Raw genomic sequence first — 12,941 nt, 5'->3', positions numbered from 1 at the left:
GGAATGCGCCTCAAGGATCTCGTGGATAGCGGCAACACTGAAACCGTCACCGGCTTTGCGATCGATCACCGGAAGGTCGCGCCCGGCACGATCTTCGGCGCCTTCCCGGGGACGCGCTTCAACGGCGAGGATTTCATTGCCGAGGCGGTGAAATTCGGCGCGGTGGCGGTGGTGGCCCGGCCCGAGGCGAAGGTCGAGGGCGCGCTTCACATCGCTGACCCCGAACCCCGACGCCGCTTTGCCGCGCTGGCGGCGAAGTTCTTCGCACCGTTCCCGGCAACGACAGTCGCGGTGACGGGCACCAACGGAAAGACCTCCACGGCGGAATTGACGCGCCAGCTTTGGCGGATGGCGGGGCATGTTTCCGCATCGATCGGAACGCTGGGCGTGACGACCGCCGACGAGCAGATCTCGACCGGCCTGACGACGCCCGACGTGGTGACGTTCCTGTCCAACATGGCGGGTCTGGCGCGCGAGGGCGTGACGCACGCGAGCTTCGAAGCGTCGAGCCATGGTCTCGCGCAGTATCGCACCGAGGGGCTGCCGGTCCGCGCCGGGGCATTCACGAATCTCAGCCGCGATCATCTCGATTATCACGAGACGATGGAGGCCTATCTCGAAGCCAAGCTGCGGCTGTTCACCGAGGTGACGGACAGCGACGGCACCGCGGTGATCTGGGCTGACGACGGGGTTTCCGACCAGGTGATCGCGACGGCGAAGGCGCGGGGGCTGAACGTGCTTACGGTCGGCACGAAAGGGGACGCGCTGCGGCTCGTTTCGCGGACGCCGAACCAGCTTGGCCAGACGCTGATGATCGCGGCGAATGGTACCGAGAAGAGGGTCGAACTGCCGCTGATCGGGGCGTACCAGGCGGCGAACGCGCTCGTGGCGGCTGGATTGGTGATCGCGACCGGCGGCGATGTCGCGACGACGCTTGGACATCTTTCCCGGCTCGTGCCGGTGCGTGGGCGGCTGGAGCGTGCAGCGCTGACGCGCGCGGGAGCGCCGATTTACGTGGATTACGCGCACACGCCGGATGCGATTCGCGCGGCGATCGAAGCGCTGAGGCCGCACGCCAAGGACAGGCTGCACATTGTGCTGGGCGCGGGCGGCGACCGTGACAAGGGCAAGCGCCCCGAGATGGGCAAGGTCGCGACACAACTCGCCGACGTTGTCTACGTGACCGACGACAACCCCCGCTCCGAAGACCCGGCGACGATCCGCGCCGAGATCATGGCGGCGGCACCGGGCGCGACCGAGATCGGCGACCGGCGCAGCGCGATTGCGGCCGCGATCGCGGCGGCGGGCGCGGGCGACATCGTGCTCATCGCAGGCAAGGGGCACGAGCAGGGGCAGATCGTGGGAGATCGCATCCTGCCCTTTGACGATGTGGCGGTCGCGCGCGAGTGCGCGGCATGAGCTTGTGGACGGCGGCCGAAATCGCGGGCGCCACCGGCGGAACCTCGAGCGGCGAGTTCGTTGCCGAGGGGGTGACGTTCGATTCGCGTGAAATCATCGGCGGCGAACTGTTCATCGCGATGAAGGGCGAGGCGACGGACGGACATCGCTTCATCGAAGGCGCACACGAAAAGGGCGCGGCGGGATTCCTCGTCAGCGAGGATTGCGCGTACCCGAACGTGCGCGTTCCCGACAGCTTCGAGGCTTTGCAGGCGCTTGGGCGCGCAGGGCGTGACCGCGTGGGCGCGACAATCGTGGGCGTGACCGGCAGTGTCGGCAAGACGAGCGTGAAGGAAGCGCTCCGCCACGCGTTTCAGGAAATCGAGCCCGAGCACACGCACTGGTCGGTGAAGAGTTACAACAATCACACCGGCGTGCCGCTGAGCCTTGCGCGGATGCCGCGGGACGCGCGTCTGGCGGTGTTCGAAATGGGCATGAACCACACGGGCGAACTCGCCGCGCTCACACGCCTCGTGCGCCCGCAGGTTGCCGTGGTGACGTGGGTGACCTCCGCGCATCTCGCCTTCTTTGAAAACGAGGAAGCGATTGCCGACGCGAAGGGCGAAATCTTCGAGGGACTCGAACCGGGCGGCGTTGCCGTGCTGCCGTTCGACAGCCCGCATTACGCCCGCCTGCGCGCCAAGGCGGAACGGCACGCGGCACGCATCTTCAGCTTCGGCAGCGGTGCGGGCGCGGATGTGCGCGCGCTGCAGTCGGCGAGCGATGCGGGCGGATCGACGGTGATCGCCGATGTCGACGGCAACCGCGTCGCGTACCGTATCCCTCTGCCCGGCGCGCACTGGATAGCGAACAGCCTCGCCGTGCTCGCCGCAGTGCACGCGGCGGGTGTCGATCTTGCCGCTGCCGCGCTCGGCCTTTCGCAGATGCAGGGCCTCGAAGGGCGCGGCGCGCAGTACCGTATCCCCGCGAAGGACGGCGAAGCACTGCTGATCGACGAAAGCTACAACGCCAATCCCGCATCGATGGCGGCCTCACTCGCCGTGCTCGGCGCGGCGAAGGCGGCGCGACGCATCGCCGTGCTGGGGCCGATGCGCGAACTCGGCGATGCGAGCGAACGTCTGCACGCCGAGCTTGCGCCGCACGTGAGCGCTGCGAAAGTCGACGTAGCGGTGCTGGTCGGCGACGAAACGATCCCGCTGGAGAGTGCGCTCCCTCGCGAAATCGCGGTGGTTCGCGTAAGCGACGCCGCCGGTGCCCGCGCGGCGCTTTCGGACATCATCGCCGCCGGCGACGCCATCCTGCTCAAGGCATCGAACAGTGTCGGGCTCGGGCGTATCGCCAGCGCGCTGCGGGGGATCAACTGACATGCTTTATATTCTTGCAGAAGCGCTCGACTTCCCCGGCATTCTGAACCTGTTCCGTTACATCACGTTCCGTTCGGGCGCGGCGGTGATCACGGCGCTTGCCATCGGCCTGATCATCGGCCCGCGAATGATCGACTGGCTGCGTCTGAAACAGGGCAAGGGCCAACCGATCCGGGAGGACGGGCCTGCCAGCCACCTGCTCACCAAGCGGGGCACGCCGACGATGGGCGGGCTGATGATTCTCATCTCGCTCACGATCTCGACACTGCTCTGGATGAACCTGGAAAATCCCTACGTCTGGGCGTGTCTGTTCGTGACACTGGGTTTTGGTGCGATCGGCTTTTCAGACGATTATTCGAAGGTTTCCAAAGGCAGCCACAAGGGCGTTTCCGGGCGCACGCGGCTGCTTCTGGAATTCATCATCGCGGGCATTGCGTGCTGGGCGATCACCGACGTGACCGATACGCGGCTGTTCTTCCCGTTCACGAACTTCGGACTCGATCTCGGGCCATTCTACATTCTGTTCGCGGCGTTCATCGTCACCGGTTTCGGCAATGCGGTGAACCTGACCGACGGCCTCGACGGGCTGGCGACGATGCCGGTAATCATCGCCGCGCTCACCTTTGCGCTGATCGCCTACCTCGTCGGCAACATCCGCTTTTCGGATTATCTCGGCATCGTATTCGTGAACGGCGCGGGCGATCTCACCGTGTTCCTCGGCGCGCTGATCGGCGCCTGCCTTGCCTTCCTCTGGTACAACGCGCCGCCTGCCGCCGTGTTCATGGGCGACACGGGCAGCCTTGCGCTCGGCGGGGCATTGGGGTCGGTCGCGGTCGTCACGAATCACGAAATCGTGCTGATCCTCGTCGGCGGTCTTTTCGTGCTGGAAACCGTCTCGGTGATCGTGCAGGTGGCGAGCTTCAAGCTCACCGGTAAACGCGTCTTCAAGATGGCTCCCATCCACCACCATTTCGAACAGCTGGGCTGGCCCGAATCGACCGTGGTCATCCGCTTCTGGATCGTCTCCATCGTGCTGGCGCTCGCCGGCCTCGCCACGCTGAAACTCAGATGATCACCGCGCGCGCCTTTTCCACCCGGCACTACGCCGTCTTCGGCCTCGCCCGTACCGGGCTGAGCGTCGTTGAGGCCTTGCGGGCATCCGGCGCGACGGTCACGGCGTGGGACGACGATGAAAAGAAGCGCGCGGCGCTTCCCGACGACGTGCGCGTCGCCGACATCAACACGGCGGATCTTTCGGCGTTCGACGGCATCGTCGTGTCGCCGGGCGTGCCGCTCAACACGCATCCGCTGGCCGCGCGCGCCGCGGCGGCGGGCGTTCCGGTGCTGGGCGACATCGAACTTTTCGCGCACGCGCGCACCGAGTTGCCGCCGCACAAGGTTGTCGGCATCACAGGTACCAACGGCAAATCGACGACGACTGCGCTTATCCATCATATCCTCGCGCACGCGGGTGTGCCCGCGGCGATGGGCGGCAACATCGGTCTGCCGATCCTGTCGCAGGACGCCCTGCCCGACGGCGGCGTTTACGTGCTGGAGCTCTCCTCGTTCCAGATCGACCTGACGCAGAGCCTCGCCAGCGACGTGGCGATCCTCACCAACATCACGCCCGATCACCTCGACCGCTACGATGGCATGGCGGGTTACGCCGCGTCGAAAGAACGCCTGTTCGACATGCTGGATGAGGGCGCCACCGCCATCTTCCTTTCGGACGACGACTATACGGCGGCCATTGCAAAGGGGCGGGGCGGTGTTCCCGTGTCGTTCGAAACCGTTCTTGCCGAAGGCGTCTCGCTGGTGAACGGTGCGGCCTATATCGACGGCGAGCCGCTTGGCTATCAGGCGGATTGGCCTTCGCTCGCCGGGCCGCACAATGCGCAGAACGCGGTGGCTGCGATTGCGGCGACGCGGGCGCTCGGCCTCGATGCCGCTGCGATCAAGGCCGGGCTTGAAACCTATCCGGGTCTTGCGCACCGCATGGAACGTGTCGCGGAAATCGGCGGCGTGCTCTACGTCAATGACAGCAAGGCCACGAACCCGACCTCGACCGCGCCCGCGCTTGCAGCCTATCCGGCGATCCACTGGATCGTGGGCGGCAAGCGCAAGACGGACGAGCTCGATGCGTGTCTGCCGTATCTCGATCATGTGCGTGCCGCTTACGTGATCGGGGATGCCGAGGTGGTTTATGCGCACCTGCTCGGCGCCTATGTGCCGGTGATCCGGGCGGGGACTGTGGAGCGGGCGACGCAACTGGCGGCGGGTGCCGCGAAGCCGGGCGAGGTCGTGCTCCTGTCTCCGGCCTGCGCGTCCTACGACCAGTTTCGGGATTTCGAACAGCGCGGCGACGTCTTCAAGGCCGCCGTGCAGGAGCTTGGCGTATGAGCACGCCTCTCGGCCGCGCGGACAAGACGCTGCTCGGCCGCTGGTTCTGGACGATTGACCGGCCGCTTCTCGCACTCGTACTCGTGCTGATCGGCATCGGGCTCATCGCTGTCGCGGCGGCATCTCCTGCGGCGGCGCACCGCTATTCGGGCGGCAGCGTGAAGCTCGACGACATGTATTATTTCAAGCGGCAGCTCTTCTGGATTCTGCTCGGTGTGCCGGTCATGCTCGGCGTTTCGATGCTGACGGTGCCCTGGGCGAAGCGGCTGTCGCTGATCGGCACATTGGTGTTCATCGTGGCGCTTGCCGCCGTGCCGTTCTTCGGCGCGGAGGCGAACGGCGCGGTGCGCTGGCTCGCGCTTGGCGGATTTCAGCTTCAGCCCTCCGAGTTCCTGAAGCCGCTTTTTGCGGTGACGAGCGCCTGGCTGCTTGCCTCGCGCTTCGATGACGGCGACGTGCCTGCGCTCAGCGTATCGTGCGGGCTGCTCGTGCTGGTCGTCGCGATGCTGGTGATGCAGCCCGATATCGGCCAGTCGGCGCTGTTCGTGGGTGTGTGGCTCGTGCAGGCCGTGCTTGCCGGCATGAGCTTCGCGATCCTCGGCATCGTGCTTGCAGCCGGTGCGGGTCTGCTCGTCGTCGCCTATCTGTTCGTGCCGCACGTGACGAGCCGCATCGACCGCTTCCTCACCGGCGACGGCGATACATATCAGATCGACAAGGCTCTCGACGGATTTCGCGCGGGCGGGCTGTTCGGCGCGGGGCCGGGCGAGGGGCAGAACAAGTTCTCGCTGCCCGAGCCGCACACCGATTACATCTTCTCCGTGATCGGCGAGGAATTCGGCGCGATCGCGTGCACCGCCATCGCCATATTGTTTCTCGCGATGATCGTGCGCGTGCTGCTGCAGCTGCTGGAAGAGGAAGACCCGTTCGTGTTCCTTGGCGCGGCGGGGCTCATTACGCAGATCGGCGGGCAGGCGATGATCAACATCGGCGTGAACCTGAACCTGCTGCCTTCAAAGGGCATGACGCTGCCGTTCATCAGCCACGGCGGCTCGTCGTTCCTCGCGCTCTCGATGGGCATGGGTCTGCTGCTTGCACTGACGCGGCGCAACCGCTTCCTCAAGTCTTCGCCCTACGTGCCGCGGGGACGCACGGCATGAGCGGGCGGCACTTCTATGTCGCGGCGGGCGGCACGGGCGGGCACATGATGCCTGCGCACGCGCTCGCCGAGGAATTAATAGCGCGCGGCCATACGGTGTCGCTGATCACCGACGAACGCGGCGCGCGACTGCAGGGTATTCTCACCAAAGGCCCGCGTCATGTGATCGAGGCGTCGACACTGGGCAAGAATCCGCTGAAGTGGCTGGGCGCGTGGCTAAAGATTCGCGCCGGCCGCAAGACGGTCTTGCGGCTGATCGCGGAGGACGCGCCGGCGGCGGTGATCGGCTTCGGCGGCTATCCGGTGCTGCCCGCGATGCTCGCCGCGCAAAAGGCGGGCGTGCCGACGATCATCCACGAACAGAACGCCGTGCTCGGCCGCGTCAACCGGCTCGTCGCGCGCAAGGCGGATGTGATCGCGACGTCTTTCCCCGATACCGAACGCGTGAAGCCCGAGCTTGCCGACAAGGTCGCGCTCGTCGGCAACCCGGTGCGCGATGCGATCGCGGACATCGGCAAGGAGGCGTATCCGCCGCTGGAGACGGACGGCATCTTCCATGTGCTGGTGACGGGCGGAAGCCTTGGCGCAAGCATTTTCGGCGAGGTGGTGCCGCCGGGGCTCGGGCAGCTCGACGCCAGTTTGCGCCACCGCCTGCAGGTGATGCAGCAATGCCGCGCGGAGGATATCGAGCAGGTGCGCGCCGAGTACCGGCGGCTGGAAATTCCGGCAGATCTTTCCACCTTCATCGACGACATGCCGGCTGCGATGGCCTGGGCGCATCTCGTGATCGCGCGCGCGGGCGCATCGACGGTGAGCGAACTGTGCGCGGCGGGGCGCCCTGCGATCCTGGTGCCGCTGCCGATCGCAACCGACGGTCACCAGGCGGCCAACACGCGCGAAGTCGTTTCGGCGGGCGGCGCGCGCATGATGCGGCAGAAGGGTTTCAAGCCCGCCGAGCTCGCGCGGCAGATCGAAGCGATGGCATTGCAGCCGGGCGCGCTTGCCAATGCCGCACGGCGTGCCCTGTCCGTCGGTCGGCCGAACGCATCGCGGGCGCTCGCCGACCTTGCCCTGCGGCTTGCCGGTGTGCCATTGGCTCTCGAAACCCCAGAGATCGGAGCCAGCGCATGACGGGTATCGCCCGCGATATCGGAACGATTCACTTCGTCGGCATCGGCGGCATCGGCATGTCCGGCATCGCCGAGCTGATGCACAACCTCGGCTACAAGGTGCAGGGCAGCGACATTGCCGAAGGCTATGTGATCGAGGGGCTGCGGAAGAAGGGCATCACCGTCCATATCGGCCACAAGGCGGAGAACCTTGGCGATTCCGCCGTGGTGGTGACGTCGACGGCGATCCGGCGCGGCAATCCCGAGGTCGATCTCGCGCTTGAAAAACGCATCCCCGTCGTGCGGCGCGCCGAGATGCTCGCGGAGCTGATGCGGCTCAAGTCCACGGTCGCGGTGGCCGGTACGCATGGGAAGACGACGACGACTTCGATGGTCGCGGCGCTGCTCGATGCAGGCGGACTCGACCCTACGGTCGTGAACGGCGGCATCATCAACAGCTACGGATCGAACGCGCGCCTCGGCACCAGCGACTGGATGGTCGTGGAAGCCGACGAGAGCGACGGCAGCTTCCTGCGCCTGCCGCCGACGTTCGCGATCGTCACCAACATCGATCCCGAACACCTCGACCACTACGGCAGCTTCGATCAGATCAAGCAGGCGTTCGTCGATTTCGTCGAGCACGTGCCGTTCTATGGCGCGGCGATTCTGTGCATCGACCATCCGGAGGTGCAGGCGATCCTGCCGCGCGTGCGCGACCGGCGCGTCGTCTCCTACGGCTTCTCGGCGCAGGCGGACGTGCGCGGCGAGAACGTGACACCGGTGCCGGGCGGCAACCGCTTCGACGTGCTCATCACCGACCGCGACGGCAACCAGCGCCGCATCGATGGGCTCGAACTGCCGATGCCGGGGCGGCACAACGTGCAGAATGCGCTCTCGGCTGTGGCTGTCGCGCTCGAACTGCGCATCGGCGACGAGGCGATCAAGGCGGGCTTCGCGGCGTTCGGCGGGGTGAAGCGGCGTTTCACCAAGGTCGGCGAGGTGGATGGCGCGACGATCATCGACGATTACGGACACCATCCGGTGGAGATCAAGGCGGTGCTTGCCGCTGCGCGCGAAGGCGTGAAGGGCCGGGTGGTCGCGGTGGTGCAGCCGCACCGCTTCACGCGCCTGCGCGACCTGATGGCGGAGTTCCAGACCGCGTTCAACGACGCCGACACGGTGTATGTCGCGCCCGTCTACGCGGCAGGCGAAGCGCCGATCGAAGGTGTGGACGCGGCGCATCTGCTCGCCGGGCTCAAGCGCTCCGGCCACCGCGATGCGTATACGGTGGAGGGTCCCGAAGATCTGGCCGCGAAACTCGGCGCATCGATCCGCGAGGGCGACATGGTCGTGTGCCTCGGCGCGGGCGACATCACCAAGTGGGCGGCTGGACTTGCGGATGCAATCCGCCGCGAACGGGGAGCGGCGTGACGGCGGCCGCGGCCGAACGCATGATCCCTGCCGCCGCGGGGCGGCTGACTCCGGACGCGCCGCTGGCGCCGCTCGTATGGTTCAAGTCAGGCGGCAAGGCCGAGTGGCTGTTCGAGCCGAAGGACGCGGACGACCTTTCGGCATTTCTCGCTGCGCTTGAGCCGGACGTGCCCGTGATGGCGCTTGGGCTCGGTTCCAACCTCATCGTGCGCGATGGCGGCGTACCCGGCGTGGTCGTGCGGCTCGGAAAGGCGTTTTCGACCGTGGAGCGTCTTGACGGGGTGACACTGCGCTGCGGCGGCGGCGCGTCAGGCATCCTGGTGTCTTCGACTGCGCGTGACGCGGGCATCGGCGGGATGGAGTTCCTCCGTTCGATACCCGGGACGGTTGGTGGTTTCGTGCGCATGAACGGCGGCGCCTATGGGCGGGAGACGGCGGATATCCTTGTGGAGTGCGAGGTCGTGCTGCGTTCGGGCGAGCGGAAAGTCCTGACCCGCGACGACCTCGGCTACACCTATCGCCACAGCGCGCTGCCCGAGGGTGCGGTGGTGATTGCCGCCACGTTTCGCGGCGAGCCGGCGGACCCCGCCGCGATCAGTGCAGAGATGGACCGCATCGCGGAGGCGCGCGAGGCCTCGCAGCCGCTGCGTACCAAGACCGGCGGATCGACCTTCAAGAACCCGCCCGGCGACAAGGCGTGGCGGCTGGTCGATGCAGCGGGCTGCCGGGGTCTGATGCGCGGCGGCGCGCAGGTAAGTGAGAAACACTGCAATTTCCTCATCAACACGGGCAGTGCGACCAGCGACGATATCGAAGCGCTCGGTGAAGATGTGCGCCGCCGGGTGCGCGAGTCGCAGGGCATTGAACTTGAATGGGAAATCCAGCGCGTAGGAGTGGCGAAATGAAGGTTGCGGTGCTGATGGGAGGCTGGTCGAACGAGCGTGAGGTGTCGCTGACCAGCGGCCAGGGAATCGCAGCCGCGCTGAAGCGTTTGGGTCACGATGTTTACGCTGTTGACATGGGGCGCGACGTTGCCGCAAAGCTGAGTGAAATCAAGCCTGACGTCGTGTTCAATGCCCTGCATGGAACACCCGGGGAAGACGGCACGGTTCAAGGAATGCTCGACGTGTTGGGGGTGAAATATACGCATTCGGGTCTGGCGACGTCGGTCATCGCGATCGACAAGGAGCTGACGAAGCGTATCCTCGTGCCTGCCGGCATCCGTATGCCGGAGGGTGTCGTCGTCGAATCCGCCAGCGTGCACGACCGCGATCCGCTGCCGCGCCCCTATGTGCTGAAGCCTGTCAACGAAGGCTCTTCGGTCGGTGTTGCGATCGTGACCGACGAGAGCAACTACGGCACGCCGATTGCCGCCGACGCGCCGGGGCCGTGGACGCAGTTCGCGCATCTGCTTGCAGAGCCGTTCATTCCGGGCCGCGAGCTCACGGTCGCGGTGCTCGATGACGAGCCGCTCGCTGTGACAGAGCTGATCCCGACACGTGGCTTCTACGACTACGACGCCAAGTATACCGACGGCCTGACCGTGCATCAGTGCCCTGCGGAAATTCCCGAGGACGTTGCCGCCGAGGCGATGGCGATGGCGTTGAAGGCGCACCGTGTGCTCGGCTGCAAGGGCGTCAGCCGCTCCGACTTCCGCTACGACGAGAGCAGGGGCCTCGCCGGGCTCTACCTGCTGGAAGTGAACACCCAGCCGGGCATGACGCCGCTCAGCCTCGTCCCCGAGCAGGCGAAATATTGCGGCATCGACTACGACACGCTCGTCGCGCGCATCCTGAAAGACGCGGCATGAGCGAACGGATCACGCTCAAACGGGGCAAGCGCCCGCCGCTGCAAAGGGCTAAACCGCCCGCGCCGCGGGCGCGGGTGAAGGGTCCGAAATCAGGTCGGCTGATGGCGCCGGCGGTGTCTCTGGGCGCTGCCGGCATCGCGCTGTTTGCGGCCTGGCTCTACCAGCTTCCCGACAAGCTCTGGATGGCGGCGGCGATGGGCGTCGCCGATGCGGGCTTCGAGGTGAAGAATGTAGAGGTGACGGGCCTCAAGACGATGAGTCGTCTTCCGGTCTACACGGCGGCGCTCGACGGGGCTTCGGATTCTATGCTGCTCGTCGATCTCGATGATGTGCGCGACCGCCTGTTGATGCTGCCGTGGGTGAAGGATGCGAGCGTCGGCCGCCGCCTTCCCGATACGCTCGCGATCAACATCACCGAGCGAAAGCCCTATGCGATCTGGCAATATCGCGGCCAGCATCGGCTGGTGGATACCGAAGGCGCGGTTCTGCCCTCCGACGACATCACGCGCTACGCGAAGCTGCCGATCGTGGTCGGCAAAGGCGCGAATACCGAGGCGGCGAACCTGATCACACTGCTCCACGATTACCCGGCGGCGGCGAAGCACGTCGCGGGTGCTGTATGGATCGGGGAGCGGCGCTGGGATCTGAAACTGAAATCGGGCGAGACGCTGGCACTCCCCGACGATTACGCCGAAGCGCGCGCCGCGCTTGGAAATTTCGTTCGGATCGACCGCGATTCGGGGCTTGTCGACAAGGGCTTCAGCCGCTTCGACATGCGCCTCGCCGATCGGCTGACCGTACGCATCTCGCAAAACGACAAGAAACCCACGGTCGCACAGCCAACCACCCAACCAGCAGTAGGCGGAACAGAGATATGAGAGTGGGGCGGGGCAACGGCAGCCGAGGCGAGCGGACAATTGCAGCGCTCGATATCGGCTCGTCGAAAGTCGCGGCGCTTATTGCCGTCAGCGACGGCGAGAGCCCGCCGCGTGTCATCGGCACCGGCCAGCGCGCCTGCACCGGCCTGCGGCAGGGCCTCGTTGCCGACCTGGAGCGCACCGAAAGCGCGATCCGCGCCGCGATGGAGCAGGCCGAGCGCAACGCGGGCGTCACGGTCGAAAACGTCGTCGTCAGCGTTTCGGCGGGCGGTCTCGACAGCGAGATCGTTTCAGTCGAAGTCGACATAGGCGGGCAGCGCATCGAGCGCGGGGATATCGATCACGTGCTTTCCGAAGGTCGCGCCCAGCTCGACGCGGGAGGGCGCACGATCCTGCATGCGCAGCCGGCGCTTTACACGCTCGACGAGACGACGCGCGTGATGAACCCGCTCGGCCTCCATGCCGATCGCCTCGGCGTCGACATTCACATCATCACGGCGGACACGCCGCCGGTAAGGAACCTCGACCAGTGCGTGCGCACGGCGGACCTTGGCGTGCAGACGATCGTCGCTTCGCCGATCGCGGCGGGCCTCGCCTGCCTCGCGCCCGAGGAGCGGGAACTTGGCGTCGCGCTCGTCGAGATCGGCGCGGGCGTGACCAACGTTGCCGTTCATGTGCGCGGGATGCTTGTCGGCCTCTCGGTGATCCCCATGGGTTCCGAGGATATCACTGCCGACATCGCCTCCACCTTCTCCACCCGCCGCATCCACGCCGAGCGGCTGAAGACACTGTACGGCTCGGCGACGACGAGCCCGCGCGACAACCACGACATGATCGAGATCCTCCCGATCTCGGAGGATGATGACGTCGAGCCCACGCGCGTGCCGCGTGCGCAGATCGTCGCCGTGATTCGCGACCGGCTCGACATGCTGTTCTCCGACGTGGGGGAACGGCTCAACGAAATGGGCTTCAAGGGACCGCGCGGACGCCAGATGGTGCTGACGGGCGGCGGTGCCGAACTCAAGTGCATCGCGGACTTCGCGCAGGGGCTGCTCGGGCGGCATTGCCGCGTCGGCCGTCCGCGCGGACTCGTAGGGCTTCCCGAGGCGCAGACCGGCAGCGCGTTTTCAACGCTTGCAGGACTGGCGCTCTACGGCGCGGAGGACCGTGAAGACCTTTGGGCGGGCAGCGTTCGCGATGGCGGACAGATGCGTATGTCACGCTCGCCGTGGGGCAGGATGATCGAAGTGCTGAGGTCCAGCCTGTGACGACATACCAGATGTTGATTTTTTTTCGTCTTGGGGATTCACGCGGAATCGATCCTGTCGTAGTGTTTAACAAATGCGCTCTTGTGGGGGGCGCCGGCGCCGA

11 protein-coding genes are annotated in these 12,941 nt (G+C 66.3%); all 11 read left to right on the top strand.

What is annotated here, in order from left to right; all coding sequences use genetic code 11:
* Positions 1–3: 3 nt before the first annotated feature.
* From DFR51_RS13370 to ftsA, 11 genes are read left to right on the top strand one after another with little or no spacing between them, the layout of a single operon-like run.
* Positions 4–1,419, top strand: a complete 1,416-nt coding sequence (locus DFR51_RS13370) for a UDP-N-acetylmuramoyl-L-alanyl-D-glutamate--2,6-diaminopimelate ligase (RefSeq protein ID WP_121052001.1) — start codon at positions 4–6, stop codon at positions 1,417–1,419.
* Positions 1,416–2,783 carry a UDP-N-acetylmuramoyl-tripeptide--D-alanyl-D-alanine ligase gene (locus DFR51_RS13365; RefSeq protein ID WP_121052504.1) on the top strand — a complete coding sequence of 456 codons (1,368 nt, stop codon included), beginning with the start codon at positions 1,416–1,418 and terminating at the stop codon, positions 2,781–2,783. Before DFR51_RS13370 ends, DFR51_RS13365 begins: the two co-directional genes overlap by 4 nt.
* A 1-nt stretch (position 2,784) precedes the next feature.
* Positions 2,785–3,855: a phospho-N-acetylmuramoyl-pentapeptide-transferase gene (gene mraY, locus DFR51_RS13360; RefSeq protein ID WP_121051999.1), complete on the top strand. Its 1,071-nt coding sequence runs from the start codon at positions 2,785–2,787 to the stop codon at positions 3,853–3,855.
* Complete coding sequence (gene murD / locus DFR51_RS13355) at positions 3,852–5,183, top strand: UDP-N-acetylmuramoyl-L-alanine--D-glutamate ligase (RefSeq protein WP_121051997.1); 1,332 nt, start codon at positions 3,852–3,854, stop codon at positions 5,181–5,183. Before mraY ends, murD begins: the two co-directional genes overlap by 4 nt.
* A complete protein-coding gene (locus DFR51_RS13350) occupies positions 5,180–6,343 on the top strand; it encodes an FtsW/RodA/SpoVE family cell cycle protein (RefSeq protein ID WP_121051995.1) in 1,164 nt (387 codons plus the stop codon). Before murD ends, DFR51_RS13350 begins: the two co-directional genes overlap by 4 nt.
* On the top strand, positions 6,340–7,473 hold the full coding sequence (gene murG / locus DFR51_RS13345; RefSeq protein ID WP_121051993.1) for an undecaprenyldiphospho-muramoylpentapeptide beta-N-acetylglucosaminyltransferase: 1,134 nt from the start codon (positions 6,340–6,342) through the stop codon (positions 7,471–7,473). The genes DFR51_RS13350 and murG overlap by 4 nt, the downstream gene beginning before the upstream one ends.
* On the top strand, positions 7,470–8,882 hold the full coding sequence (gene murC / locus DFR51_RS13340) for a UDP-N-acetylmuramate--L-alanine ligase (RefSeq protein WP_121051991.1): 1,413 nt from the start codon (positions 7,470–7,472) through the stop codon (positions 8,880–8,882). The genes murG and murC overlap by 4 nt, the downstream gene beginning before the upstream one ends.
* A 20-nt stretch (positions 8,883–8,902) precedes the next feature.
* Positions 8,903–9,787: a UDP-N-acetylmuramate dehydrogenase gene (murB, locus tag DFR51_RS13335; RefSeq protein WP_121052502.1), complete on the top strand. Its 885-nt coding sequence runs from the start codon at positions 8,903–8,905 to the stop codon at positions 9,785–9,787.
* Complete coding sequence (locus DFR51_RS13330; protein ID WP_121051989.1) at positions 9,784–10,692, top strand: D-alanine--D-alanine ligase; 909 nt, start codon at positions 9,784–9,786, stop codon at positions 10,690–10,692. The genes murB and DFR51_RS13330 overlap by 4 nt, the downstream gene beginning before the upstream one ends.
* On the top strand, positions 10,689–11,570 hold the full coding sequence (locus DFR51_RS13325) for a cell division protein FtsQ/DivIB (RefSeq protein ID WP_121051987.1): 882 nt from the start codon (positions 10,689–10,691) through the stop codon (positions 11,568–11,570). Before DFR51_RS13330 ends, DFR51_RS13325 begins: the two co-directional genes overlap by 4 nt.
* Positions 11,567–12,838 (top strand): cell division protein FtsA, encoded by a 1,272-nt coding sequence (gene ftsA, locus DFR51_RS13320; protein WP_121051985.1) that lies wholly within the window; start codon positions 11,567–11,569, stop codon positions 12,836–12,838. The genes DFR51_RS13325 and ftsA overlap by 4 nt, the downstream gene beginning before the upstream one ends.
* Positions 12,839–12,941 lie beyond the last annotated feature (103 nt).

It is taken from the genome of Sphingosinicella microcystinivorans (genome assembly GCF_003634215.1).
GTDB lineage: Bacteria > Pseudomonadota > Alphaproteobacteria > Sphingomonadales > Sphingomonadaceae > Sphingosinicella > Sphingosinicella microcystinivorans.
The sequence above is the reverse complement of the archived record's forward strand: the minus strand, read 5'-3'. Positions and strand labels throughout refer to the sequence as shown.

Bases quoted from the DNA above. Each gene is read 5' to 3' on its own strand.
- DFR51_RS13350 (WP_121051995.1), top strand. From the start codon at position 5,180: ATGAGCACGCCTCTCGGCCGCGCGGACAAGACGCTGCTCGGCCGCTGG.
- murC (WP_121051991.1), top strand. From the start codon at position 7,470: ATGACGGGTATCGCCCGCGATATCGGAACGATTCACTTCGTCGGCATC.
- DFR51_RS13330 (WP_121051989.1), top strand. From the start codon at position 9,784: ATGAAGGTTGCGGTGCTGATGGGAGGCTGGTCGAACGAGCGTGAGGTG.
- DFR51_RS13325 (WP_121051987.1), top strand. From the start codon at position 10,689: ATGAGCGAACGGATCACGCTCAAACGGGGCAAGCGCCCGCCGCTGCAA.
- murD (WP_121051997.1), top strand. From the start codon at position 3,852: ATGATCACCGCGCGCGCCTTTTCCACCCGGCACTACGCCGTCTTCGGC.
- DFR51_RS13365 (WP_121052504.1), top strand. From the start codon at position 1,416: ATGAGCTTGTGGACGGCGGCCGAAATCGCGGGCGCCACCGGCGGAACC.
- ftsA (WP_121051985.1), top strand. From the start codon at position 11,567: ATGAGAGTGGGGCGGGGCAACGGCAGCCGAGGCGAGCGGACAATTGCA.
- murB (WP_121052502.1), top strand. From the start codon at position 8,903: ATGATCCCTGCCGCCGCGGGGCGGCTGACTCCGGACGCGCCGCTGGCG.
- murG (WP_121051993.1), top strand. From the start codon at position 6,340: ATGAGCGGGCGGCACTTCTATGTCGCGGCGGGCGGCACGGGCGGGCAC.
- mraY (WP_121051999.1), top strand. From the start codon at position 2,785: ATGCTTTATATTCTTGCAGAAGCGCTCGACTTCCCCGGCATTCTGAAC.
- DFR51_RS13370 (WP_121052001.1), top strand. From the start codon at position 4: ATGCGCCTCAAGGATCTCGTGGATAGCGGCAACACTGAAACCGTCACC.